The sequence below is a fragment of the Lactococcus formosensis genome, assembly GCF_037892375.1.
GTDB lineage: Bacteria > Bacillota > Bacilli > Lactobacillales > Streptococcaceae > Lactococcus > Lactococcus formosensis.
The window spans coordinates 1351773-1376924 of sequence record NZ_CP141721.1 but is presented as its reverse complement, the minus strand read 5'-3'; the positions used below and the strand labels follow the sequence as shown (position 1 = coordinate 1376924).

Genomic DNA, 25152 nt, shown 5'->3' with positions numbered 1-25152 from the left:
AAGCTTCCTTAAGGAAGCTTTTTCTTTATACTTATTCCATTGAGGCATAAAACCTATAAAGGAGAATATGGGATTCGAACCCATGCGCGGTTTTACCCACCTATACACTTTCCAAGCGTACCTCTTCAGCCTCTTGAGTAATTCTCCAAATGTTAATTATCAATTTTCAAAATATATTATACCATATCCTCTGCCATAAATGCCAATTTATGTGTGGTTTGTTATAACAACGATTAAAAAACTCTTCCACATGACATGGAAGAGTAGGAGTTTTATGAAAAAATTTTATTGGAATAAATGTATTATACTGTTTACTCCTTAAAAGGAGCTCAAGTCAAAATAAACTGAAACAGAAATACACTTTTACTTCTTTTAAAGTAGTCCTGCATCTTTTAGGATATCTTCAAGATAGGTACCTTTTATCTTCTTCAAACCAAACTTCAAAGATTCTTTTTTCAAAAGAGGCAAATCCATTTCCATCAATTTCTTTTTGTCTGAAAGATAATAAACCGAGCGAGCTAGTGTACGCAAGTCGTAAGCCGAAGCAAAAACTTCAGGCACACCACGCTCTACATTTAGAAATTGATAGACAGCTTCCATCGCGGTACGCACTGAATACTCCGTTGTGAAGACCGTATCTCTCTCTGTCTCAGCAAAATTCCCAATAAAGGCCAGATTCACAGAATTTTCCGGAATCACTTGAGGACGATCCCCTGGCTCACGTAACATAAAGTAAGAGGTAATAAATGGCATATAAACTGGAATGGTATTAGTATTTTCTTTAACAAATTCCTCTATTTCTGCTTCAGGCATACCCAAATGATAAAGGAGCTCTTGTGTTATTTCCTCACCTGTACATTTCTCAATTGGTTTTTTAATATAGTTCCCTGGTGTATTAGACAAGAGACCATAAACCCATGTCACAGTTTCACCATCTTTTTGTTCCTTAAAATGAGGTTGACGATGGGTAGTGAAACTCATCAGCCAGTTAGAATCCTTAATAGTGATAATTCCGCCTGTCACAACTTTACCTGAACGTAACTCACGATGCGTTAATTTTTCAAAATAAGGTTGTATTTTGAGATTCTTCCAAGTAACGGTCGCCGATACAAACCAACTTTCATCAGGCAAGTTGTCATAAAAGACTTCGGGTTTCCCAAATTCTGGAGACTGTGCAGCCAGATTTTTCCAAAGTTTCCAAGAGCCACCTAAATCTTTTGTAATTGGCGCTGCTTCTGTTGGACTTCCTTGTGTTGAACTTTCAGTAATTGAACCATTCGTCACGAAAACAAGGTCATCTTCCGTCAAGTCTTGTACTTTTCCATCTGCAAATATAATCTTCTTAGCTACTTTTTTGTTGTTCGAAAAATCTACTTCAATATTTTCAACTTGTGCTTCATATTGGAAGATTACACCATGGTCTTTCAAAAAGGCAAGCAAGGGTTTTACTAAAGATTCGTATTGATTATACTTTGTAAATTTTAGTGCTGTGAAGTCTGGTAACCCTTTGATGTGATGAATAAATCGCATAATGTAGCGTCGCATTTCAATCGCTGAGTGCCATTTTTCAAAAGCAAACATTGAGCACCAGTAAAGCCAAAAGTTTGATTCAAAAAATTCTTCACTGAACACATCTTCAATTTTTTTGCCTACCAAACTTTCTTCCTGTGCCATGAAAAGTTTCACAATTTCATCTTGGGCTTGTCGACTTAAGGTAAATTGTCCATCATCAGCAACACGTTCACCACGATTCGCAATAATGCGACAATTAGAAGAATTAGGATCATCCTTATCTAAATAGTAAAATTCATCTAAAACTGAAGCATTTTCTACTTCTAGACTTGGAATAGAATGAAAAAGATCCCAAAGACATTCAAAATGGTTTTCCATTTCGCGTCCCCCACGAATCACAAAACCATCATGGGGAATAAAGGAACCGTCTAAAGAACCACCTGAAAGAGAAAGTTCTTCTAAGATATGAATACGATTCCCTGGGACTTGGCCATCTCTGATCAGAAAGACAGCCGCAGCTAGTCCTGCAAGACCTGCCCCAACAATATAGGCAGACTTTTTGTCAGCCTCTTGTGGTTTTCTTGGTCGAACAAAAGCTTCATAATTTCCGTTTGTATAACGCATATTCAATCCCTCTTTTCTAATTGTTCTTATAATTTGATTATATTCTTAAAAGATAGCGATTTCAAATTTCTTCTGGCTCTTTTGGACAAGTCTATATTTTTTGAGTAAAAAAGAAGCTCAAACAAAAACCAGCTCCTTATCTTGATATCACTTGCTTCATTTCACCTTGTATATTACCTTTTTACTAAAATCTTTTCTGTGTTTTCTTTTTATTTTTTTACACGATGTAATGCTCTAAGTTTTTGTTTCTTTTTAGCATGATAGATTGCCAAAGCATATATGAGAATAGAGACAAAGAAGAGAAGAAGAATCTCTCTAAGTGTTATCCGTTCAGAAAATAAGAGCAACACAGAGAATTTACCACAAATATAAAGAGGTAATAAGCACGCTCTTTATTTTTATTCATAAGCTCTATGGGATAGATACTGTTCGAGAAAGAGATACTCGTGGAAGGTAAACTCCAACGCTTTTGAATCTGGTTCTTGCACTACATTCACATTACTCGCGTGAATCATACCAACGGCTGATGGCATTGATGCCGATAATAAAGTTAAACCTGAGATACTCATAGTTATAACTTTTTTCAATTTCTTCTCCATAAGATTTTCCTTTTCTTAATCTAATGCTGAAGCACTTCATCCAGCACACTTTATTTGCAGTTGCCTTCTTAAAGTTTTACTCTCCTTCCATCAAAGGTTTTTTTATTTGATCAATAAAAGCTTAACAAGCTCGTCTTAAGTCAAACTTAATTTTATATACTATTCTATTAATTTAATGAGCCGTTTTTGGCTCACTTTATTTGAAGATCAAACTCATACATTTTAAAATAAAAAAAGCACCCTAAGGAGGAGCTTTTTTTTATACTTAATGTGCTACTGGATTGCTAGCAATAATTTCCATATTACCTGAAAGTTGCCATTGCTCAATCCCTGTAGGGAGGATAAAGTGGTCGCCTTTCGATAATGCATACGTTTTATCAGCCACCGTAAGTTGTCCTTCTCCTTCAAGAATAGACACGAGCATATAGTCTGCTTTAGCTTCAAAGTCTTGTGTTCCGTGGATTGACCATTTATAGACGTCAAAGAACTCTGATTTTACTAAAGTTGTTAAGTCTGCATTTTCTTCTTTAACGACTTGGACTTTGTTTTCTGGTGTTTGATCCCCAGGAATATGAAGTACATCAATTGACTGTTGTATATGTAATTCACGAAGATTGCCTTGGTCATCCTTACGATCGAAATCATATACACGGTAAGTTGTGTCGCTTGATTGTTGCGTTTCTAGAATAACGATGCCCGCACCAATTGCATGCATGGTTCCTGCAGGTACATGGAAGAAATCACCCGCTTTGACTTTCACTTTACGTAGTAAGTGATCCCAGTCTCCAGAATTGATCATTTCTGCAAGTTCTTCACGTGATTTTGCATTATGTCCATAAATAATCTCAGAACCTTCTTCTGCTGAAATGATATACCAACATTCTGTTTTACCAAGCTCGCCTTCATGTTTCATACCGTATTCATCATTAGGATGAACTTGCACTGAAAGCCAGTCATTGGCATCCAAGATTTTTGTCAAGAGAGGGAAGACTTCTTCTTTCGTGTTGCCGAAAAGCTCACGGTGTTGATCAAATACCTTGTCTAACTTTTGTCCAGCAAACTGTCCATTTTTGATTGTTGAGACACCATGTGGATGAGCTGAAATCGCCCAGTATTTACCGATTTTATCAGATGGTAATTCATAGCCAAAAGATTTGAGATGATCGCCACCCCAGATTTTCTCTTGCAATACAGAATCTAAAAATAATGGTTCTATTGACATTGTTTCTCCTCATTTGTTTAATAATACTTCGTTCATTATAGCACAAAAACTATTTGTTTTGCCTATAGAAGCAATGTTTTTATAAAATAAAAGAGCTCCCTCTAAGGATTCTCTCTTTTATTGTATATCGATTTTTCTTTCGAACAATTGCTTGTCTTCTTATTCAGTACTTAAAATTTATATGAGATAAAGCATTCGGAATTTCTGCGACAAATAAAGAAATAATCACAACCAAAATTCCAAGCAAGGCGATTTCCCACACCATCAGGATAATCAAAGGATGAACTCCATCAATGTATAATTTATCTGCAATTTTGTCCATCCAGTGTTGTTTCATAAACATAATATATCAGATAAATTATAAAAACGCAATCGTTAGTCTCCAATTTCTTGAGAATTGTTTGCATCAATGCTGATAATTATTATCAAATTCGTCAACTTCAATGTAGATATAAGACTTTTTATCCGGTAGTGCTTTTCGAATATCTTTTTCAATTGCATTAATAATCTCATAGCTGTGTGCTTCATACTCAGCAGGAATATCAATCTTGGCAGCAATTAGAATCTCAGTTGGACCGATGTGAATTGTCTTAATATCAATCAACTGCTTAACTGTTTCACGAACAAAACTACGTGTAATCTTTTCTAAATCTGAAGCAGTAACACTTTCACCGACGATTAAACTGTAGAACTCTCGCACCAAAAAGACAGCTGCTGCCATAAGCAATAAACCAATCAAAATCCCTGATAGAGCATCATACATGGGATTTCCAGTAACGAAAGTGAGTACTGTTCCTCCAAGTGCTAAAATTAAACCAATAATGGCACAGAAATCCTCCGCAAAGATAACTAAAATCTCACTGTGCCTGCTCTCATGTAAGAATCTAAACAAGGGTAATTTTTCAGTGTTGAGCTCCTTAATTTCTTTAAAAGCAACGCGAAGTGAACTGCCCTCAATGATCATGCCAAAGACTAAGATAGCGATCAGAATTAAAGGGTTATTGACCTCATGAGCAGGGTGGACCAGCTTGTCATAAGCCTCCATTACACCAATAACACCACCGCCAAAGAAAAGGAAAGTAGCGACCAGCATGCTAAAAAAGTATTTTGCCCGCGCTTCTCCAAAAGGATGCACTTGGCTTTGTGCTCTTTTGGCCCGCTTATCACCAAAAAGCAGTAAAACTTGATTTCCACAGTCAACTAAACTGTGTATGCTTTCATTGAGCATTGCCGCACTACCACTTAAGGCATAGCCTACAAACTTACTTATTGCCACTAGTACATTGGCACCAAGGGCTGCAATAACAGAACCCATGCCGCCAGTATGTTCTTTTTCTGCCATAATATTTTTTTCCTTACTAAACTTTATATTTTTATCTTAACACAATAACCTAACCACGCCTTTAAGCGTATCTTTGTGTGCTTTGCCATGAGTATTATAGCACAGTCCCTACATTTTTGCAGGTTTCTCTATAAAAAAAATAAGCACTCACAATTGAGGCTTATTTTTTTATTAATATTCTGGTTTATCCAGATTACGGAGAAGTTCGTCGATTTTTGAACCATATTCAACAGATTCATCTTTGGCAAACTTCAAATCCGGGATACGGTACATTGTCATACGTTGTGCTAACTCACGTTTAACAAGACCTGTAGCTTTTTCCAGACCTTTTTTGGCTTTTTCATTGTCACTGGCAAGATTAGACAGCAAGCTGTAATACACGGTTGCTTGACTCAAATCGCCTGTCACTTGAACATCTGTAATATTCACATCTTGAACGCGCGGGTCGCGAATTTTATGACGTAAAATATCATTAATTTCACGTTGGATTTCGACAGCCACACGATCACTACGGAAGGAAGTGCCCATACTCATTCTCCTTTTTTATTTTTTTCTCAAGCATTTTGAATTTTAACGCTTGATTTCAACCATTTTATAAACTTCAAATGTATCGTCAACAAGAATGTCGTTGTAGTTTTCTACCATCAAACCACCTTCTTGTGCATTACCGACTTCTTTAACATCATCTTTGTAATGTTTCAAGCTAGCAATAGCTCCATCATGGATAACTACACCGTCACGAATAACTCGAACGCTGGCATCACGTTGAACTTTACCACGGATAACCATAAATCCGGCAATTGTACCGACTTTAGAAACGTTAAATGTTTCACGGACAATCGCTTCACCGATAATTTCTTCTTTGTATTCTGGATCCAGCATACCGCGCATCGCTGTTTCGATTTCTTCGATAACTTTATAGATGATGCTGTGAAGACGAATATCTACATCTTCATGTTCTGCTTGCTCACGTGCAAGTCCAGTTGGACGAACATTGAAACCGATAATAATCGCATTTGAAGCTGCTGCTAATGAAACATCTGATTCACTGATCGCACCAACGGCCGCGTGAACGATATCAACTTTTACACCTTCAACATCAATTTTTTGTAAGGAAGCAGCCATCGCTTCAGCTGTACCTTGTACATCAGCCTTGATGATGATGTTAACTGTTTTCACTTGACCTTCTTTAAGTGTATCAAAGAGGTTGTCAAGACTTACACGACGTGTGCTTTGACGTTTAATCAATTGGGCACGTTTGGCACGTTCTTCACCAGCTGCACGTGCAGATTTTTCGTCCTCAAAGACAGCGAAGTGATCACCCGCTTGAGGAACATCAGAGAGACCTGTCAATTCGACTGGCGTTGATGGCAAAGCTTCCTTGATACGACGGCCTAAGTCATTTGTCATCGTACGTACACGCCCGTATGTGTTACCAACAACGATCGGGTCTTGAACGTGAAGTGTACCTTGTTGAACCAAGAGTGTTGCAATAGCACCACGTCCTTGGTCAAGACGTGCTTCAACGACTGTACCAATAGCACGGACAGTTGGGTCTGCTTTAAGTTCTTGCATTTCAGCAACAAGCAAAACAGTTTCCAAAAGGGCATCAAGATTTTGATTGAATTTAGCTGAGATTTCAACAAATTCAGATTCGCCGCCCCAAGATTGTGACATAACACCGTGTTCAGCTAATTCTTGAATCACACGTTGTGGGTTTGCACCTGGTTTATCGATTTTGTTAATGGCAACGATAATCGGTACACCCGCAGCTTTGGAGTGATTAATTGCTTCAATCGTTTGTGGCATAACACCATCATCTGCTGCAACAACCAAGATTGTAATATCAGTTACTGAGGCTCCACGAGCACGCATACTTGTGAAGGCTTCGTGTCCTGGTGTGTCCAAGAAAGTAATTTTCTTATCTCCAGTTTTGATTTGATAAGCCCCGATATGTTGTGTGATACCACCAGCTTCGCCTTCAGTAACACGAGATTCACGGAAACGGTCAAGCAAGGTTGTTTTACCATGGTCAACGTGACCCATGATTGTTACAACAGCTGGACGTTCTACCATGTTTTCTTCGTTAAGGTAACCATCTTCGACGAAAAGACGTTCAATATCTGATTGGTCTTCTTCCACTTTTTTAACTGGCGTAATGCCATAATCCATAAGGATTAATTCCAAAGTATCTTCATCAAGCGATTGGTTTTGGTTAACCATCGTTCCCATCATGAAGAGTTTTTTGATAATTTCAGCTGGTTCACGTTTGATTGCTTTTGCGATATCTTGAACGTTCATTCCTTCAGCATACTCTACTGATTCTGGTAATTCATGGAATTTACGTGTAGATACTGGTGCAGCAGATTGTTGGTTTTTACCGCCACGGCGACCTTTTTGATTCCAGTTTGAATTACGGGCATTACGTACTTGATTACGGTTATCATTGACACGCAATGGTCCGCCTGGACGACGACCGTCTGAAGTTTTGTCGTGTTCACTTTTCTTACGGTCACGATCACGGCGGTTATTGTTTTTACCAGAAGTAGCAGGTGCTGCGAATACTTCTGTTGATGGTTTGCTCTCAAACTTATTACCACCACGATTTTGGTTGTCATTATTGCGACGGTTGTCATTTTGATTGCGGCCTTGTCCGCCACGACGATTGTCGTTGCTACGGCGATCATTTTGACGACGTTCTTGACGAGCAGCATCTTTTTTCGCTGCTTCTTTTTTAATATCTTCTGCTCGTTTTACGACTTTGATTTGAATCCTTGGTTTTTTATCCAATGCTTTTTTAGGTTCTTCTTTCACTGGCTCTGTAGTTTTTTCTTCTTGCTTTTTCGCTGCTGGAGCTGGAGCTTCTGATTTTTTCTCTACTTTTGGCGCTGTTTTTTCTTGTTTTACTGTTTTAACTTCTTCCGCTTTGGGCTCTGCTTTTACTTCGGCTTCAACTTTTGCGGCTTTTTCGGCTTCTTCCTTAGCTTTAATACGTGCCAAGATTGCAGGATCTTCGACAACTGCTTTTCCTGCAAATGTACGTGGCGCTTCATCTTTTTTCTTTGATGTTTTCGCTTTGGGCTCAGTAGTTTTTGCTGGAGCAACTGTTTTTTCAGTTGCGGGTGCACTAGTTTCTGATTTTACACGTGCAATGATTTTTTCTGCTTCAGCATCTGTGACTGAACTTGAGTGAGCTTTAACAGCCAAACCCAATTCTTGTGCTGCTGATACAAGATCAGCATTTTTCAATCCAGTTTCTTTTGCGATTTGATTAATTCGTTTTTTATCAGACAATGTTGTCCTCCTTATTTTTTAGTTAGTCATAAGGCTCTCCATTTTCTTTGCAAATCCATCATCAGCAATGGCCAACACTTTTCGGTTAGCACCAATTGCTACTGAAAGTTCATTTACTGAGAACGTTTGTAAGACGCTTACCTCATAGTAACTCGATTTATCGGTAATTTTTTTGTTCAAATTCTCTGACGCATCATGGGCAATAAAAACTAAACTGGCTTTGCCATTTTGAATGGCTTTAACCACAAGTTCTTCTCCTGTGATGACTTTTCCTGCCCGTTTGGCAAGACCCAGTAAATTCAACACTTTTTTTGTATTATCCATATTAGTCGTAGTCCGGTGCCAAGTCTGCCGAATAGGTAGCTTCTGCTAATTCTCGGCGTGCAACTTGGTGTTCAACATAACTGATTAGTTCGTCATAAAATTCGTCTGAGATTTTTGTACTGAACGTACGATCAAAGACATGTCTCTTCTTAGCGAGCTGTGCTTCTTCATTCGATAAGGCAATATAAGCCCCTCGACCATGTGCCTTACCTGTAGGGTCAATGGAGATTTGTCCCTCTTTGTTAAAAGCAATACGTAAAAGATCACGTTTAGCGATTTGCTCACCAGAAACTACCGACTTTCTCATGGGAGTCTTTTTTTGTTTCATAGGCCTATTCTTCAGTTGTTGCTTCTTCTGAAACAGTTTCAGCAACTTCTTCTACAATTTCATCTACTTCTTCAACAAGTGCATCAAGCTCAGCCATTTCCTTTTGGAAATCTTCTTCGGACTTGATATCAATTTTACAGTTTGTAACGTGTGCAGCAAGACGTACATTTTGTCCGCGTTTACCAATAGCCAAGGACAATTGATCTTGGGCAACAACTGCAATCGCAGAGCCATCTTCACGGATAGCTACTTGCTCGATACGCGCTGGCTTAAGTGCGTTGGCAATCAGTGTTGCTTTATCCGCATTATATTCGATAATATCCATCTTTTCACCCGCAAGTTCACGGATAATACCTTGGATACGGGCTCCTTTTGCACCAACCATTGTACCAATAGCGTCTACATTCTCATCATGACTTTCGACAATAACTTTCGCACGATCTCCTGCATCACGGGCAACAGATTTGATTTCTACTGTTCCATCGTAAACTTCAGGGATTTCTTTTTCAAACATACGTTTAAGCATATCTGGTGCTGTACGGCTGATAAAGACACGTGTACCTTTTGGTGTTAAAAGAACGTCAGTTACATAAACTTTCACTTTGTCGCCAACGTGATAATTTTCTTGACTAATACGATCTTTAGCTGTTAAAAGTGCATCCACACGGCCCAAGTTAACGTAAACTGCACGCGCATCAACTTTTTCAACTGTTCCCATGATGATTTCATCTTTATAACGGCTGTATTCATTGTAAATAATTGTACGTTCTTCTTCACGCATTTTTTGCATGATAACTTGTTTCGCTGCTCCCGCTGCTGTACGTGCAAAATCTTTTGGTTTTTCTTCAAACATGATTTTGTCGCCAATTTCGTAATGCGGGTTTAATTCTTGAGCATCTTCAAGTGAGATTTCAAGACGGCTGTCAAAGACTTCATCAACAATTTCACGTGTTGAATAAACATTGAAGTTTCCTTTTTTCTCATCGAAAATAACTTTCACATTTTGGGCTTGACCATATTGGCGTTTGTAAGCTGCTGTGATTGCTTGCTCAATAGCTTCGATAACAATCTCTTGTTTAATGCCTTTTTCTTCTTCTAGCATTGTAAAGGCGTTAAGCATTTCCTTGCTCATTTTGTTTTTTTCCTCTTTCTTGAGTTTTTTGGAAAATATTTTAATTTTATTTTTCTTTGGAGAGATTTACTCTCTGAGCATTTAGATTTTTTTACAACTTCACTAAAGTTGTTGCTTTTGAAATCTTATCTGCTGGAATTTCAACTGTTTTCTTACGGGCTTTATCCATATATTCTACAGTTAAAGTGTTGTCCTCAAACTTCACCAAATCTCCAACAAATTCTTTTTCGCCTTCAATTTTTTGATAAAGTTTTACAAGAATATACTCACCAATGGCACCCTGGAAGTGTTCAGCTTTTTTAAGCGGACGCTCTGCACCAGGGCTTGCAACTTCAAGCATATAACCTTCCGTTGGAAATGGATCTGGCGAAATCGTGTCTAGCAAAGGTGAAAGAATTTCACTTAAATCTGCTGTATCTTGAATCGTAATGCCATCTGCCTTATCCACCAAGAGTCGTAGAACCATATCTCCGCCAAGTTTTTCCCACTCAACATCAATCAATTCAAACTCTTCTGGTAGATGAGGCAAGATGAATTCTTCTACTGTTTTTACAAGTGTTTCTGACATCTCTTCTCCTTTCAGAAAACAACACAGAAGGAGCGTCCTCACGAACGCTCCTTTCTAGTAGTTTTTATTTAAGACTATTATAGCATATTTTTAATCTTTGTCAAGTGGCATACTTACACAGGATAATCACCTAACAATTTCAAACGCACCCAACAACTTCTTTGAAAATTCTTGAAAATATAACATTAAAGGGCTATGATAAAAAGAGTGTAATTTATAGGAGATGATTATGAAAATTTATTTTCAATTACTTATTATTTTTGGTTTTTCTTTCGTGGGAGATACGCTGTCAAACAGTTTGCATCTTCCCGTTCCCGGAAGTATTTTAGGAATGATTTTTTTATTCCTTGCTTTGCAATTTAAAGTTTTAAAATTCACTGATGTGGATGAAGTAGGGAGTTTTTTAATCAATAACATGACAATTTTATTCTTGCCTGCGGGTGTAGGTATCATGGCCAAATGGTCTTTAATTTCTAATTTTTGGTGGCAAATAGCCCTGATTGTTCTTCTTGCACTTATTGTAAATGTCTTTGTTCTAGGCCATTTGGTTCAATTTATCAAAGTCAAATATGAAGGAGATTACCTCGAGCCTGAATTATTAGAAAATAAAAGAGAGGTACACTGATGGATGCTATTACTTCTAGCCCTTTGTTTGGTTTAACACTTACTATTTTAATATTCATTGTTGGTGTACGTATTAATGAAAATATACGTAAGCCATGGACAAATCCATTACTTTTTGCGACTCTAGTTATTATTCTAATTTTAGTGGTAACTAAAATTCCCTATGAGAATTATTACAAAGGGGGCGCAATATTAAACGACTTAATTGGTCCTTCAACTGTTGCCTTGGGTATTCCTTTGTATAAAACCTTCCAGCTCATGAAGCATCATGCAAGATCTATTTTAATCAGTATCGCTGCTGCTGCTCTTATTAATACGGTTCTTACAGCCTTATTATTAAAATTTTTCGGTTTATCTAAGTTAGCTTCCTTGTCTCTTTTTCCAAAATCTGTAACCACGGCTATGGCTATTGGAATAACAGAAAAAATGCAAGGAGTTACAACGATCACAGTTGTTGTCGTCGTTGCTACAGGAATTCTAACCAGTGTTCTAGGCGTACCGCTGATGAAACTTTTTAAAATTAAAGACCCTGTGGCCCAAGGTGTGGTACTCGGCGGCACTGGACATGCCGTTGGTACAGGAACTGCTATTGAACTAGGAAAAGTTCAAGGTGCCATGGGAGCTTTAGCGATTGGTGTAACCGGGATTATGTACGTGATTTTTGCACCTTTAGTGGCACATATTATTCTGGGTTATTGAGTCTAACTGTCTGAAATTCTAACCAGTTATAATAAAAAGCTTGAAGATTAATCTTCAAGCTTTTTATTATTTACGTTTACGTGCTATTAAATGAATGGGTGTACCTTCAAAGACAAAGGCTTTACGGATTTGATTTTCTAAGAAGCGCATATAAGAGAAATGCATCAGTTCTTCTTCATTAACGAAGACCACAAATGTTGGTGGTTTAACAGCAACTTGTGTTGCATAGAAAATCTTCAAACGTTTTCCTTTATCTGTCGGTGTTGGATTAATTGCTACTGCATCCATAATAACATCATTCAAGACAGAACTTGAAATACGAAGATTTTGTGAATGGTGAATTTCTTTAATCATATCTGGAAGTTTATGGAGACGTTGACCCGTTTTAGCTGAAACATAGACAATCGGTGCATAATCAAGGAATTTAAACTTCCAACGAATATCGTCTTCGAATTTTTTCATCGTGTAATTATCTTTTTCAAGTGTATCCCACTTGTTCACGACGAGAAGAATCCCTTTACCTGCATCATGCGCAAAGCCAGCAATACGCATATCGTATTCACGAATTCCCTCTTCTGCATTGATGACCATAAGCACAATGTCGCTCCGATCAATAGCACGCATAGCGCGCATCACAGAATATTTTTCTGTATTTTCATAGATTTTCCCTGATTTACGCATCCCTGCTGTATCAATCATGAGGAATTCTTGGCCTTCTGCGTCCGTAAAGCTTGTATCAATAGCATCACGCGTTGTGCCCGCAACAGGGCTAGCAATGACCCTATCTTCTCCAAGAATAGCGTTAATCAAACTTGATTTACCAACGTTTGGACGACCAATTAAACTAAATTTGATAACATCTGGGTTTTCTTCTTCTGTTTCTGTTGGCAGGTTTTCAATAATTGCATCAAGAACGTCCCCTGTCCCTAAGCCATGTACAGCGGATACAGGATAAGGTTCTCCCAGACCAAGTGAATAGAAGTCGAAGATCTCCATTCGGCGCTCAGGGTTATCTACTTTATTGACAACGAGGATAACTGGTTTATCTGTACGGTAGAGGATTTGTGCTACATGTTCATCAGCATCGGTGATCCCTGTTTCTCCATCAACAACAGCAACAATGACATCCGCTTCTTCCATCGCAATCTCTGCTTGGGCACGGATCTGTGTCATGAAGGGCTCATCCGAAAGTTCAATCCCTCCGGTATCAATAAGCGAGAATTTTTTGTTCAACCATTCACCTGTGGCATAAATACGGTCACGTGTTACTCCAGGAATATCTTCAACAATTGAGATACGTTCTCCAGCAATACGGTTAAAAATCGTCGATTTTCCGACATTTGGTCGGCCGACAATGGCTACTGTAGGTAGTGTCATTTATTTTTTATCCTTTTCTTATCAGTAATATCAGTAATAAGTTCACTTCTCTTATTCATCATCTTCTTCTTTTTATATAAAAGAGAAAAAGTATGCATTGTAATTATAACATTTTAATAGCTATTTTTATAGCTCCGTCTTTTCAGTTTAAAAGTGAGGTAGAAATTCTGCCTCACTTTTCTTATTTTTTAAGTTTTTTAAAGGGAATTTCCTTCACACCGAGAAGATCTAGAGCGAAGTTAAAGATTGGAATTCCCACGATAAGTCCCCATACACCGAAGAAATGTTCTCCTAAGAAAAGAATCACGAAGGTGTAAAACATAGGCAGTTTTGTCTTATGGGCCATCAAATGTGGGTTGAGTACATAAGACTCCAGAGCATGGATTAAAGCAACCATAAGTAACACAAAGATAACATCTCTAATCCCCCCAATAGAATAACCGATGATAGATAATGGAATACAAGAGACAAGAACACCAGCTACTGGAACGAGACTTAATAAGAAAATCATTACGCCTAAACTCAATAACTCTGGGAACCCCATAAAGCTTAATGCAATAAGGGTCAAAGCGGTATTAACGAGAGCAATGATAAACTGTGTTTCCAAAACAACACCAAATCCTGTAAAGAATTTGCTTGCCAGATAATAGATGTCTTCAAAGAACCAAGCAAAGTCACTATCCAAGAAAAGAGCCGAAAATTTATTAGTTTCTTTACGATCAATAGTGAAGAAGAAACTCATTAAGAAGGCGAAAACAACAATAAGTAACCCTTTCCCAAAACTGGTTACATAATCAACCAAGGTCCCCAAACTGCTTTGCAGTTTATCTGCCAAGTTGTATTCTTTGAAAAGATTATATATGGAATCCATCAACGCACTCTCGCCATTGCTGTTGTTCTGGTAAAACTTACTTACTGCATTAATGAGGTGCGTGAGCTGGTTGACCAATACGGGAATATATTCCGTAATGCCTAGGTAGATTAAAAAAAGAATAACACCGTATAGGATAAAACCACTGATTTTGCCTGGAAGTTTAATTTTTCGCTCAATAAAGCTGACAAAGCGATAAGCAAGGTAGCTAAAGACGAAGGTCAAGAGCATCAGCGGGAGAATGCTTCTTACAAAATAGAGTACAGCAATGAGAAACGCCAAAACGACCCATCTTCTAAGTTTTTCATTTTTTATAAAATTTTGGTAGTATTCCATTAATTCCCATCCTTCAATTTTTATAGATTAAAAAATTGTATTTTCACATTTTCAAGCTTCTAAATTATACCATGTTTAGCATGCAAAAAGATACATCTTAAGATGTATCTTTGATATTTTATTTCTTTTTACCTTTTTTCATTTTTTTCTGTGCCCGTTTCATGGCTTGTTTCATGGCAAATTGGGTAGCTTTCCCTTTGAGACCTCCACCAAACATAGAACTCATATCAGGTGTTCCGGAAGGTGCTCCTCCTCCCATAAGACCTTGCAAGTCTCCTAGAGAAGACATGTCTGGCATACCACCAGGCATATTCTTCATATTTGGCATTTTGCCGCCAGCGCCACCCATCATCTGTTGCATCATTGAGTTCATATCACCATTCATAATACCTTGCATCATGTCTTTAGACTGATTGAATTGCTTGATGAATTTGTTAACCTCAATAAAACTATTTCCTGATCCAGCAGCAATACGTCGACGACGAGCAGGTAAAAGTTCGACTTCCAATTGACGTTCAGCTGGCGTCATAGAAAGTACGATAGCACGTTTGCGTGCAATATCTTTCGGATCAACCTTAACATTTTCAATTCCTGGCATTTGTGACATTCCCGGAATCATCTTCATAATGTCTTCCATTGGGCCCATGTTTGTCACTTGGTCAAGCTGTTCCACAAAGTCGCTGTAATCAAAACGGTTTTCAGCCATCTTTTCAGCCATCTTCATCGATTGCTCTTCATCAAACTGTGCTTGAGCCTTTTCAATCAAGGTCAGCATATCCCCCATACCGAGGATACGAGAGCTCATACGATCAGGATAGAAAGTTTCCAAGTCGGTTAGTTTCTCACCTGTACCAGTGAATTTGATGGGCTTACCTGTAATTTCACGAATAGATAAAGCCGCACCACCACGGGTATCACCATCAAGTTTGGTAATAATCACACCACTGATGTCTAATTTTTCGTCAAAAGTTTTCGCGACTTGAGCAGCAACTTGACCTGTCATGGCATCAACAACCAAAAGAATTTCCGTTGGTTGTGCAAGAGCTTTAATCTCTTGCAACTCGTTCATGAGCTTATCATCAATTTCGAGACGACCTGCCGTATCAATCAAGACATAGTCTTTACGCTCTTCACGTGCTTGAGCAAGACCGTTTTTAACAATATTTACCGGACTTTCGGCTGTTCCTTCATCATAGACAGGAATATCAAGCTGTTCACCTAATGTTTTTAATTGATCAATGGCTGCTGGACGATAAACGTCAGCCGCAATCATCAGTGGGCGTGCATTTTGTTCTTCTTTAAGTTTTTTAGCAAGTTTACCAGCAAAAGTTGTTTTACCTGCCCCTTGCAAACCAACCATCATGATAATTGTTGGAATTTTAGGTGATTTGAGCAGCTCTGCTTCACCGCCACCCAAAATCGCAGTCAATTCTTCATTAACAATCGAAATGATTTGTTGCGCAGGATTCAATGCTTCTGAAACTTCTGTCCCAATCGCACGTTCACGGATTGCTTTGATAAACTTTTTCACTACAGGAAGAGCAACGTCGGCTTCAAGAAGGGCCACACGTATTTCTTTCGTAATTTCTGCTACATCTTGTTCTGTAATTTTCTTTTTGCCGCGCAAATTCTTAAAAACATTTTGCAAACGTTCAGTTAAATTTTCAAAAGCCATGTTTATATTCCAGTTCTATTATTTTATTCAGATAGTTTTATTATATCATATTCTTCCGAGGCTTAAATCCATCAGAAGTTGGAAAAGCTCTAGTTTTGTTCAGAAAGTTTTTGGATATCTTCAGGACGACCAATGACAAAGAGTGAGTCACCAATCATGAGTCGGGTATCTCCTGAGGCTATTTCTACTTTTCCATTGATATGCTTAACATAACTGATGTTTAAGTCATAGTGATTAAAATCATCAATTTCAGAAATAACCCGGTTATTCATTTTACGTGAGCAGACTTTTACTTCTGCGAACTCAATATTCTCAGCAATATCCACGACATTACTGATGTTCTCAAAGATTAAACTTTCAGCAATCTTGCGTCCCATTTCGACTTCGGGAAGAACCACACGATCGGCGCCAATTTTTTCCAAAAGGCGATAATGATTTTTATCTACAGCCTTGGTGATTACTTGAGGTACTCCAGCATCTTTTGCCAACATAGTAACAAGTACAGATGATTGGATGTCTTCACCGATAGCTACAATAGCAACATCAAAATCTTGAATACCTATCTCATCTAAGACACGTTCATCTTTTGCATCAGCAATGATGGCATTAGGAACCATATCCTTAAAAAGATTGACACGATCTTCATTCTGGTCAATCACGAGTAAATCTGCCTCTGTTTCGGCGATTGTTTTCGCAACCGCTGAGCCAAAGCGTCCCAGACCTATAACAACAAATGATTTCATATTAACCTACCATTACCTTTTCTTCAGGGTATTTATAAAGTGACTCATGACTGTCTTTAGCATTCAGAGAATAAATAATTGTAAAGACGCCAACGCGTCCGATAAACATAAGAATACCTACGATAATCTTCCCTGGGACATTAAGTCCAGGAGTTACTCCCATACTTAATCCCACGGTCGATAGAGCAGAAATAACTTCAAACAAAAGTTGATCCACTCGGAATTTTGGATTGGTTAAGAGCAAGGCAAACGTTGCAATAACCATCATAAAGAAATAGAGAAAAACAGACTCATAAGCTTGTTTGACAACACTTTGTGGAATTGTTCTATTTTTAAAACTTGTGTGCTTGTCACGTTTAATGATTGAGCGAACATTAAGTGCTAAAACACCAATTGTTGTAGTTTTTAAACCACCGGCTGTTGAGCCGGATGTACCACCGATAATCATCAGCATGATGGTCAAAAAGATACTGGCTTGACTGAATAAGTTGTACTCTTGGATAGAAAAACCCGCAGTTCTCTGAGAAATGGATAAGAATAAACTCTGCATGGTAAAAATAGCTGGATTATTACTTACACTTTCAAAGTCAGAGATTAAAAAGAGTATCATGCCACCAAAGATGAGAAAAGTCGTTGTTGTCAATGCCAAACGTGTATGTAAAGACAATTTTCTTTGCTTTTTATAGTTCAGCAAGTCCATCATAACGATAAAACCTAAACTTCCGCATACAATCATTGAAGCAATGACCATTAAGACATAAGGAGAATGTTCATAAAGCATGAGCGAATTACCAAACAAATCAAAGCCAGCATTACAATAAGCCGATATTGCATGGAACACACTGTACCACAAACCTTTAATCAGTCCAAACTTTGGTACAAAAGCAAAGGACAAGAGAACACTTCCACAAAATTGAATGAGAAAAGAAATGATTAAAACATTGGTAACAACACGCACACCTGAGCTAATATCAGATAGGCTGTAAGATTCTTGAATAATCAAACGAGACTTCAGCGACATCTTCTGGTTGAGCAGCAAAAAGATACTGACAACCAAAGTCATAAATCCTAATCCACCAATTTCAATCAACAGGAGTAAAATAACTTGGCCAAAAAGCGACCAGTGTGCACTTGTATCAATGACTGTTAGACCTGTAACACAAGTTGCTGATACTGCTGTAAAGAGTGCATCAACAGGATGAGTAAATTGTCCTGTTTTGGAGGAGATGGGTAAGCTCAACAGTGTCCCACCCACAATGACAAGGGTCAAAAAGGCGATAAAAATAATCTGCAAAGCTGTTAATTTTTTTAAATTTTTCTGCATAAGCCGCTTGCTTTACTCTCCTGTAGTTACTATGCTTTGAGAACTTGCCATTATCAAAAAAATATAGCAAAAGACAGGCCTTTACTATATGATAATTTTTCAACGTTCTTAAGCAAACTCCCTCTTCAAAAAGTCTTATTCCGACTTTTCAGCGGGTTTATTTGCTTTCTTTTTATTGCTCTTATAACGACGTGTTAATTCTTGTGGGGCACGAGCTTCCATCACGACAGGAAGAACAACTGGTTTACGACGTGTTTGGTTGTAAAGGAATTTACCAAGAGCATCACGAATAGCACCCTTAAGTTCTGACCAATCAAAGGTCGTTCCTGCAAGATATTTTTCAACCGTTTCGTTGACCAGATTTCCGGCATCTTTCATCAAATCACGTGATGTTTTGACATAGACAAAACCGCGTGTGTGCACACGTGTTTGACTGATAATCTTACGGTCGCTCTTACTAATAGTAATAACAGCAATGAAGATGCCATCTTCTGACAGAACTTTACGATCCCGTAAAACGACAGAACCAATGTCACCAATACCTGAGCCATCAATCATAACATTTTCAGCTGGTACGACACCTGCAGGAATCATTTCGTCTTTTTTGTTGAATGAAACAGATTCACCTTTTTTCGCGATAAAGATATGCTCTGGAAGCATGCCCATTTCCATGGCTAATTCAGCATGTGCACGTAACTCACGGTACTCCCCTTGAATGGGAATAAGATTTTTAGGTCGTAAAATATCAATCATAAATTGCAAATCACGTGCATTGGCATGACCGGAAACTTTTAAATCCCCGCCCAGCATCTTCATCACACCACCTGCACGATAAACGTCATTTTCAATGCGTGCCACTAATGTTTCATAAGCTACTGAAGGAGTTGTTACAGCAAACGCTACATCACCTTCTTTGATTTTCACCCATTTATGACGTTTGTGTGCCATATCACCGAGAACTTTTAAGGGTTCACCCATGCGTCCTGTTTCAATGATGACAAGCTCCTCATCAGCATATTTACTGATTTCATTTGGTTTAATGATTGCTTTTTTATCTTCAATTTGCAACTTTTTCAAACGTGTTGCTGTCTCGACAATTTGGTCCATATCTTGACCAGTAAAGACGATATGGCGTCCAAGCTTGATTGCTGCATCAACGACCTGTTGGATGCGCCCGAGATTCCCCGCATTACAAGCAATGATGACACGACCTTGTGCTTCATCAATTGTATCAAAGATTTTTTCATAGATTTCATGCTCACTTGCAGATTGAGCTGTTGACAAAGCATTTGGCGAGCTTGAAAGTAAAGCAAGAACTTTACTGCTTCCTATTTCTGCAAGGCGGCGCATATTTGTACGGTAACCAGGAGCAACTGCTGGATCAAAACGGAAATCACCTGTATACACGATGTTACCAGAGTCTGTGCCAATGACAATCCCCATGGATTCTGGAATTGTATGTGTTGTTGAAAAGAAGGAAATTACAGCTTGACCAAAATCAATTTCTGTTTCTTCGTTGACCACGTGGAAATCCTTAAACTTCTTGCTGCCATCATAATTGCGCACATTAATCTTCGCAAGTTCAATCGTTAGCTCACTTCCAAAAACAGGAACGCGTAATTCTGAGACAATATAAGGTAATGCGCCAATCGAATCGGCATGACCATGCGTCAAGAAAATCCCTGCAACACGATCAGCATTTTCAACTAAATAGTCAATGTCTGGAATAACAAAGTCAATTCCTAACATGTCACTGTCCGCATATTTCAGACCAGCATCGAGAACGAAGATTTGTTCGTTCACCTCTGCTAAGTACATATTTTTACCAAATTCGCGTACACCGCCTAAGGGTGTAATTTTTATATCTGCCATTTATTTATTAATTAAAACCTTTCTTATTTCGTAATAAAAGGGATTGGCATTCCAATCCCTACCGAGAATACTTACTATAAGTATAACTCAAAGCAAGCAAAAAATCAATCAAATATTCGTCAATCCCTCATATCATGCGGTTTATCGTTACTTAACATTTTTAAGCTTTCCCGTATATCCTCTTCGTATTTTGCGAAAAACTTTTGATTTTTAATCCGCAAACAACCTCGTCCTATAACTGACTTTGGAAATCGCTCCTGTAAAGTCACATTACTTCCATAAAAATAGAGCGCAACATAATTTTTTTGAGCAGAAATATTAAGCATACCCGCTTCTTCATATCCTGGACTTGGATGAGGATTTGCTCCCAAAGCGAGAGCGGAAAAAGTTCTTCCATTATCAAAATAACGCAAGTTTTCATCTGGAAACACTGTCTTAACCAACTGCGTAACTTGTCTTAAAAGTTGTGGATTAGGCGACTGTGCTATGTAGTCCTCTATTTCCTCTGCGCTTATGTACATCACACCTCCTCGATTTTCTTTCAATTAAAAATAAGTCTTTAAAAAGTTTGCTACTACTTCGCGATATTTTTCTTTATCTATTTCGTAAGACCGCACATGTCGACCGCCTTTTGCAATATATATTTCTTTTGGCCCCCGTGTAGCATCATAGTTTCGGTACACCATTTCCATGGGAACAAAAGTATCCTGATCCCCATGAATAAAGAGGAACGGCTTCGTATTTTTATTTAATTGCGTAATTGACGAGGCTTCCTTCCAATCGTACCCCGCAAAAAGTTTAGACCAAAAAGAAAGGAGGTAAATCAGCGGAAATTGTGGCAAATGATAATCATGCTTTGCTTTATGAGCCAACTCGTTCCAAACCGTATCATAACCACAGTCTTCAATAAAACACTTAACATGTTCAGGCAAGTCTTCCCCCGAAAGCATCATTGTTGCAGAGGCTCCCATCGAAATGCCAAACATTGCGATTTCACTTTTTGGATTTTTCTCGATAATCTGTTTAATCCAGCCTGTGTTATCTTTGCGATCTAACCATCCAAAACCAATGAAGTTCCCTGGACTCTTTGCACCTGCACGATAGTCTGGCATAAGGACATTGTAGCCCAGCTCATGAAAGAGCCAACCAAAAGCACCATATCTGTCTCGGACAGATTTATACCCATTTGCCAATAAAACAGTCTTATTGGTCGATTTTTCAGCTGGTAAATACCACGCCTTAAGGGTTAAATCATCGTGTGTCTGTAAATACCACTCTTCTTTTTTGGCTTGCATAAAAGCATACCATTCAGGATAAAGAGGATCATTGCTTTGGGGCTGTTGAATCCAAATACTGCGATTTTTATTTTCAATAAACATGAACAGCCCTAAGCTAACAATAAGAACTAAAAAAATGAGAACTAGCACTAGTATTAAAAAAGTTAACATGAGCCTATTATAACATGACTTGCGTGACAACTTTAATTGTTTTCTTATCCATAAAAAAAAGAGAGTTAAAATCTCCTTTTTCTTTCTATTTGTTACCCGGAACATCAGACAATGTCCATGTCAGTTTACCTTTATATTTAGCTGCATATTGTTGAGTCACAGGTACATCAAGATAAAGTCCTTTTTTCGTTGTACTCCCCCAATTTTGGCTGAGATTAAAGGTTCCACCATTCGTGCCACTTGGCTGACTTTGTACTTGAGCATTACTTGATGAAATCACGGTATGGTTGCTACCATCAGCACTAAAGAATAAAGTCCCGGCCAGTGAGCGACCACCACTGATTGGTGTACCTGTAGCATCAACTTGGACTAAGGACTGACTTTCTTTTACAAACATTGTCCATCCTGTATTCTTGTTGCTTTGTCTTGTATCAGTAACTACAAGATCCTGATTATAGGCAGGAAAATCAACCACATTACTATTTTTAACTTTTAGCTGTCCAAAATCCATTGTAGATGGCGCACTGGTAAAATTCAGGCTCCCTGTAAAGATAGATATGGCAACAGTTTTTGAAATGCTTTTATCTGTGCTCGAAAAATTATAAGTCACATCAATATTGTCATTAGATTGAGCATTCTTCAAGGCAGTAAAGTATGCAGCAGAATCCTCTAAAGCTGCTGAACTAACTGCTCCATCAGAATGATAAGCTTTTGCTTGCGTATAATAATCAAGTGTTGTCTGATCACTGTTTGCTCCAATCGTATTAGCGATATCCTGCCCTAAAGTTACCGGGTATGCATTGATCGCTTTCTGACGATCAGAGGAGATGGTTGCATCATCAGAAACAACGACAAGATGCGCTTGTGCTGTTTCATTTGTCGTTGACCACGTAACTGAAATATCAATATAATCTTTACCATCTAGCCCGGCATTGGCAGTCGCTAAAGTATTTCCGTCAAGCTTTAGGCCTGTTAAGTCTTGCCCCTTTACTTCCATCAAAGATTGAAGTTGGCTTTCAGTGAGCGTTTTTGCCATACTTTCTGAGAGAATAATATTTCCTGCTATAAGCTTTTGAGTAATCGTTATTGTTGCCTTAGGTGCAATAACCGGCACTGCTGCTGATACCCTATTAACTGCAAACATGCTTGGAAGAGCTACGGACAGAACTACACCCATTATAAAAAATCGTTTCATTTTTTTCCTCTCCTCCTATGCTGGTCCATCTGCGATGGTATATTTAAAGATACCAGATGGTGTTCCTGTTTGTTTCAGTAGTGTATTTTTAGCTTTAATTTTTATTCCTGCCGTTTTAGGAGCAGTCAATGTATAATTTTGTCCTGCATTAGCCATCGAAATAAATGAAGGTAAACTTGTATCTGAGGTGACTGAGGCGATAGACACAGCCAAGCCCGTACCTAAAGTTTTGCTATCAGCCGGATTGGCAGGATTACTCCAATAATAGTCGATATTATCTGCAAAATTATTTTGCATCATTGTTACCGAAAGATTAAAGTTTGGCACTTGTCCTCGATCATCCCCTACTACCAATGTTTGGGTCTCATTTCCATTGATTAAATTTGACCAAGAGCTATCAGCTGGTGTACCATTACTGTCGTTGGGATTTAGAGAGATATTGAATGTTTTTACCATTGAAGACTTATCTGCTCTCATCCAGTAACCAGTTGGTTGATACCAGGATATATACTTGGCATTTTTTAAAGCATTCAAATCTGCCGCAGTATAGTTATTTGGAGTTAAAGCTGAGCTTGCCGTCGCCCCCAGTCCGGTTATTGTTCCTGTGTTTTGTCTGTACCAGATATCATTACTTGCTAGGTTATTCTGATTGGGCGTTATTAAGTCCAATTGATTTGGGTCTAACGGTGCCGTTACTGTTGAAGCGTGTGTTCTTAATCCATTCCCTGCTATCGTAAGCGGAAAATTGTTATTCCTATTAACAGTCGAATCAAATACCACACCTCCTTGCGTATTCAAAACAAAAGCTTTAGGATCATTGAGCGTGATGGCACTTCCGGCTCCTGGTTCCCCTGTAACAAGGCTGCCGGATGTTCTTAGATTATTCAAAAGTACTGTTGCATCTTGTCCAATATTCCACCGAATAACTTTCGTGCCTTGAAATTCGTTAAGATTGATACTCCCTCCTCCTGTTGAGACAGCAAGCCTTGCATTATTCCCAACATTTACAGTCCACGAATTATTTGCAATCCACATAAACCAACCACCACTGTATCGTGAAGCTGTAGCCGCCGTTCCTCGAATATCAAAGGAAGCATCATTGCCAATATCCCAAACCATCGGCCCACTATTTCCATCATCATAATACATGGTATAGGTGTCATTCAGATTCCAAACCATATGCGCCCCGTCTGCTACCTTCATTGTATGAGAGTTATTATTATAGGTGTAGAAAGGCTGATCATAGCCCCAGGTTTGATTAAGTGTTGTTGTCCCTGTAACAACCTCTACCCATTTTCCACCTTGTATCCATTCGCCTTGGTTATCAGCACCTAAAAGTCCGATACTGTTCATATTATGGTCTTGCTGTATATTAAACTCATTTGTACCATAAAATAATATTCTTCCATTATCATTGCGAATCGGTTGGGCAGCATAACGTGCTGTTCCATTACTGACTTTTACATCTTCATAGATAAAAGTTGGTGCTGAACCGCCTGTGCCAATGGATTGAAAGATACCACCAGTTATATTATTTGTAATTGATGCATTTTTGATTTGTAGAACCGTTGCTTCACTTACTCCTGCATTAGGGACACGAAAAGGTCCACGGATATAACCGGCACCAGCACCACTTCCTGAACCAGGAGTTGTATAGTTGGTATCAGAATCCAAATAAAGTGTGTGACCATTACCATTTATGGATAAGCTTTTACCATTTACAATGGAAACTCCATTATTGGTATTTCCAGTATTTGAATAGCCGTATCCACCAATAGAGGATTTACCTTGAACATCGCCAACAATGTTAAAGAAGACCGTATTATTGGAAGCAGATGTTGGTGTGACAGACTGATAGGTATCCAGCATGTCCTTCCAGCTATTCGTACTGTAATATGTTGCACCTGCCGTCCCTGTAATTGCACCAGAAGTATCTACATTGCCCGTCAATACTGTCGCATCTGCCTTTTCTCCCACTACTGTTAAGGTCAAAATCGTACCCGCTATCAAGAGTGGAGTGATATACTTTTTATTTATTTTCAT

The 25152-nt window shown here is 38.4% G+C and carries 23 protein-coding genes and 1 tRNA gene; 2 read left to right on the top strand and 22 right to left on the bottom strand.

All coding sequences use genetic code 11. The features are described 5' to 3' along the window. Positions 1 to 59: 59 nt before the first annotated feature. From VNN39_RS06760 to rimP, 12 genes are all read right to left on the bottom strand, one after another. A tRNA-Ser gene (locus VNN39_RS06760) sits at positions 60 to 147 on the bottom strand. 225 nt (positions 148 to 372) lie between these two features. After that, positions 373 to 2136: an oleate hydratase gene (locus VNN39_RS06755; RefSeq protein ID WP_017369223.1), complete on the bottom strand. Its 1764-nt coding sequence runs from the start codon at positions 2134 to 2136 to the stop codon at positions 373 to 375. A 398-nt stretch (positions 2137 to 2534) separates the two neighbouring features. Next, positions 2535 to 2735 carry a hypothetical protein gene (locus VNN39_RS06750; protein ID WP_338997177.1) on the bottom strand — a complete coding sequence of 67 codons (201 nt, stop codon included), beginning with the start codon at positions 2733 to 2735 and terminating at the stop codon, positions 2535 to 2537. Between the two features lie 265 nt (positions 2736 to 3000). Next, entirely contained in the window at positions 3001 to 3957 is a 957-nt protein-coding gene (gene manA / locus VNN39_RS06745; protein WP_338997175.1) for a mannose-6-phosphate isomerase, class I, read from the bottom strand. A 163-nt stretch (positions 3958 to 4120) separates the two neighbouring features. Next, entirely contained in the window at positions 4121 to 4294 is a 174-nt protein-coding gene (locus VNN39_RS06740) for a hypothetical protein (RefSeq protein ID WP_157780110.1), read from the bottom strand. A gap of 69 nt (positions 4295 to 4363) precedes the next feature. Further along, a complete protein-coding gene (locus VNN39_RS06735; RefSeq protein ID WP_338997173.1) occupies positions 4364 to 5299 on the bottom strand; it encodes a cation diffusion facilitator family transporter in 936 nt (311 codons plus the stop codon). Between the two features lie 171 nt (positions 5300 to 5470). After that, complete coding sequence (gene rbfA / locus VNN39_RS06730; RefSeq protein WP_003135548.1) at positions 5471 to 5827, bottom strand: 30S ribosome-binding factor RbfA; 357 nt, start codon at positions 5825 to 5827, stop codon at positions 5471 to 5473. Between the two features lie 42 nt (positions 5828 to 5869). After that, the gene (gene infB, locus VNN39_RS06725; RefSeq protein WP_338997171.1) at positions 5870 to 8593 is read right to left on the bottom strand and encodes a translation initiation factor IF-2; all 2724 of its coding nucleotides are present in this window, start codon (positions 8591 to 8593) and stop codon (positions 5870 to 5872) included. Between the two features lie 18 nt (positions 8594 to 8611). Beyond that, positions 8612 to 8917 carry a YlxQ-related RNA-binding protein gene (locus VNN39_RS06720; protein ID WP_338997169.1) on the bottom strand — a complete coding sequence of 102 codons (306 nt, stop codon included), beginning with the start codon at positions 8915 to 8917 and terminating at the stop codon, positions 8612 to 8614. Between the two features lies 1 nt (position 8918). Next, on the bottom strand, positions 8919 to 9245 hold the full coding sequence (gene rnpM, locus VNN39_RS06715; protein WP_017369231.1) for an RNase P modulator RnpM: 327 nt from the start codon (positions 9243 to 9245) through the stop codon (positions 8919 to 8921). Positions 9246 to 9249: 4 nt separating this feature from the next. After that, positions 9250 to 10377, bottom strand: a complete 1128-nt coding sequence (gene nusA / locus VNN39_RS06710) for a transcription termination factor NusA (protein WP_004256172.1) — start codon at positions 10375 to 10377, stop codon at positions 9250 to 9252. Between the two features lie 91 nt (positions 10378 to 10468). After that, positions 10469 to 10945: a ribosome maturation factor RimP gene (gene rimP, locus VNN39_RS06705; protein WP_017369232.1), complete on the bottom strand. Its 477-nt coding sequence runs from the start codon at positions 10943 to 10945 to the stop codon at positions 10469 to 10471. A 229-nt stretch (positions 10946 to 11174) separates the two neighbouring features. Between rimP and VNN39_RS06700 the strand changes: the two genes are divergently transcribed. Both VNN39_RS06700 and VNN39_RS06695 read left to right on the top strand, forming a co-directional pair. Then, positions 11175 to 11570 (top strand): CidA/LrgA family protein, encoded by a 396-nt coding sequence (locus VNN39_RS06700; RefSeq protein ID WP_017369233.1) that lies wholly within the window; start codon positions 11175 to 11177, stop codon positions 11568 to 11570. Further along, positions 11570 to 12268, top strand: coding sequence for an LrgB family protein (locus VNN39_RS06695; protein ID WP_017369234.1), 699 nt, complete (start codon positions 11570 to 11572; stop codon positions 12266 to 12268). The genes VNN39_RS06700 and VNN39_RS06695 overlap by 1 nt, the downstream gene beginning before the upstream one ends. A gap of 66 nt (positions 12269 to 12334) precedes the next feature. Here VNN39_RS06695 and der read toward each other — a convergent pair whose 3' ends face one another. The 10 genes from der to VNN39_RS06645 form a co-directional block, all read right to left on the bottom strand. Beyond that, complete coding sequence (gene der / locus VNN39_RS06690) at positions 12335 to 13645, bottom strand: ribosome biogenesis GTPase Der (RefSeq protein ID WP_004256153.1); 1311 nt, start codon at positions 13643 to 13645, stop codon at positions 12335 to 12337. 181 nt (positions 13646 to 13826) lie between these two features. Continuing rightward, positions 13827 to 14852: an AI-2E family transporter gene (locus VNN39_RS06685; RefSeq protein WP_017369236.1), complete on the bottom strand. Its 1026-nt coding sequence runs from the start codon at positions 14850 to 14852 to the stop codon at positions 13827 to 13829. A 118-nt stretch (positions 14853 to 14970) separates the two neighbouring features. Continuing rightward, positions 14971 to 16527, bottom strand: a complete 1557-nt coding sequence (gene ffh / locus VNN39_RS06680; RefSeq protein WP_338997166.1) for a signal recognition particle protein — start codon at positions 16525 to 16527, stop codon at positions 14971 to 14973. 89 nt (positions 16528 to 16616) lie between these two features. Continuing rightward, positions 16617 to 17270 (bottom strand): potassium channel family protein, encoded by a 654-nt coding sequence (locus VNN39_RS06675; protein ID WP_017369238.1) that lies wholly within the window; start codon positions 17268 to 17270, stop codon positions 16617 to 16619. A gap of 1 nt (position 17271) precedes the next feature. Continuing rightward, positions 17272 to 18594 carry a TrkH family potassium uptake protein gene (locus VNN39_RS06670; protein WP_017369239.1) on the bottom strand — a complete coding sequence of 441 codons (1323 nt, stop codon included), beginning with the start codon at positions 18592 to 18594 and terminating at the stop codon, positions 17272 to 17274. Between the two features lie 135 nt (positions 18595 to 18729). Further along, positions 18730 to 20466: a ribonuclease J gene (locus VNN39_RS06665; protein WP_017369240.1), complete on the bottom strand. Its 1737-nt coding sequence runs from the start codon at positions 20464 to 20466 to the stop codon at positions 18730 to 18732. Positions 20467 to 20585: 119 nt separating this feature from the next. Further along, entirely contained in the window at positions 20586 to 20987 is a 402-nt protein-coding gene (locus VNN39_RS06660) for a hypothetical protein (protein ID WP_086582876.1), read from the bottom strand. Positions 20988 to 21011: 24 nt separating this feature from the next. After that, a complete protein-coding gene (locus VNN39_RS06655) occupies positions 21012 to 21914 on the bottom strand; it encodes an alpha/beta hydrolase (protein WP_339006985.1) in 903 nt (300 codons plus the stop codon). An 85-nt stretch (positions 21915 to 21999) separates the two neighbouring features. Beyond that, positions 22000 to 23091, bottom strand: a complete 1092-nt coding sequence (locus VNN39_RS06650; protein WP_338998102.1) for a WxL domain-containing protein — start codon at positions 23089 to 23091, stop codon at positions 22000 to 22002. Positions 23092 to 23124: 33 nt separating this feature from the next. Beyond that, the gene (locus VNN39_RS06645; RefSeq protein WP_339006983.1) at positions 23125 to 25152 is read right to left on the bottom strand and encodes an RTX toxin; all 2028 of its coding nucleotides are present in this window, start codon (positions 25150 to 25152) and stop codon (positions 23125 to 23127) included.

Bases quoted from the DNA above. Each gene is read 5' to 3' on its own strand.
- VNN39_RS06755 (WP_017369223.1), bottom strand. From the start codon at position 2,136: ATGCGTTATACAAACGGAAATTATGAAGCTTTTGTTCGACCAAGAAAA.
- VNN39_RS06750 (WP_338997177.1), bottom strand. From the start codon at position 2,735: ATGGAGAAGAAATTGAAAAAAGTTATAACTATGAGTATCTCAGGTTTA.
- manA (WP_338997175.1), bottom strand. From the start codon at position 3,957: ATGTCAATAGAACCATTATTTTTAGATTCTGTATTGCAAGAGAAAATC.
- VNN39_RS06740 (WP_157780110.1), bottom strand. From the start codon at position 4,294: ATGAAACAACACTGGATGGACAAAATTGCAGATAAATTATACATTGAT.
- VNN39_RS06735 (WP_338997173.1), bottom strand. From the start codon at position 5,299: ATGGCAGAAAAAGAACATACTGGCGGCATGGGTTCTGTTATTGCAGCC.
- rbfA (WP_003135548.1), bottom strand. From the start codon at position 5,827: ATGGGCACTTCCTTCCGTAGTGATCGTGTGGCTGTCGAAATCCAACGT.
- VNN39_RS06720 (WP_338997169.1), bottom strand. From the start codon at position 8,917: ATGGATAATACAAAAAAAGTGTTGAATTTACTGGGTCTTGCCAAACGG.
- rnpM (WP_017369231.1), bottom strand. From the start codon at position 9,245: ATGAAACAAAAAAAGACTCCCATGAGAAAGTCGGTAGTTTCTGGTGAG.
- nusA (WP_004256172.1), bottom strand. From the start codon at position 10,377: ATGAGCAAGGAAATGCTTAACGCCTTTACAATGCTAGAAGAAGAAAAA.
- rimP (WP_017369232.1), bottom strand. From the start codon at position 10,945: ATGTCAGAAACACTTGTAAAAACAGTAGAAGAATTCATCTTGCCTCAT.
- VNN39_RS06700 (WP_017369233.1), top strand. From the start codon at position 11,175: ATGAAAATTTATTTTCAATTACTTATTATTTTTGGTTTTTCTTTCGTG.
- VNN39_RS06695 (WP_017369234.1), top strand. From the start codon at position 11,570: ATGGATGCTATTACTTCTAGCCCTTTGTTTGGTTTAACACTTACTATT.
- der (WP_004256153.1), bottom strand. From the start codon at position 13,645: ATGACACTACCTACAGTAGCCATTGTCGGCCGACCAAATGTCGGAAAA.
- VNN39_RS06685 (WP_017369236.1), bottom strand. From the start codon at position 14,852: ATGGAATACTACCAAAATTTTATAAAAAATGAAAAACTTAGAAGATGG.
- ffh (WP_338997166.1), bottom strand. From the start codon at position 16,527: ATGGCTTTTGAAAATTTAACTGAACGTTTGCAAAATGTTTTTAAGAAT.
- VNN39_RS06675 (WP_017369238.1), bottom strand. From the start codon at position 17,270: ATGAAATCATTTGTTGTTATAGGTCTGGGACGCTTTGGCTCAGCGGTT.
- VNN39_RS06670 (WP_017369239.1), bottom strand. From the start codon at position 18,594: ATGCAGAAAAATTTAAAAAAATTAACAGCTTTGCAGATTATTTTTATC.
- VNN39_RS06665 (WP_017369240.1), bottom strand. From the start codon at position 20,466: ATGGCAGATATAAAAATTACACCCTTAGGCGGTGTACGCGAATTTGGT.
- VNN39_RS06660 (WP_086582876.1), bottom strand. From the start codon at position 20,987: ATGTACATAAGCGCAGAGGAAATAGAGGACTACATAGCACAGTCGCCT.
- VNN39_RS06655 (WP_339006985.1), bottom strand. From the start codon at position 21,914: ATGTTAACTTTTTTAATACTAGTGCTAGTTCTCATTTTTTTAGTTCTT.
- VNN39_RS06650 (WP_338998102.1), bottom strand. From the start codon at position 23,091: ATGGGTGTAGTTCTGTCCGTAGCTCTTCCAAGCATGTTTGCAGTTAAT.
- VNN39_RS06645 (WP_339006983.1), bottom strand. From the start codon at position 25,152: ATGAAAATAAATAAAAAGTATATCACTCCACTCTTGATAGCGGGTACG.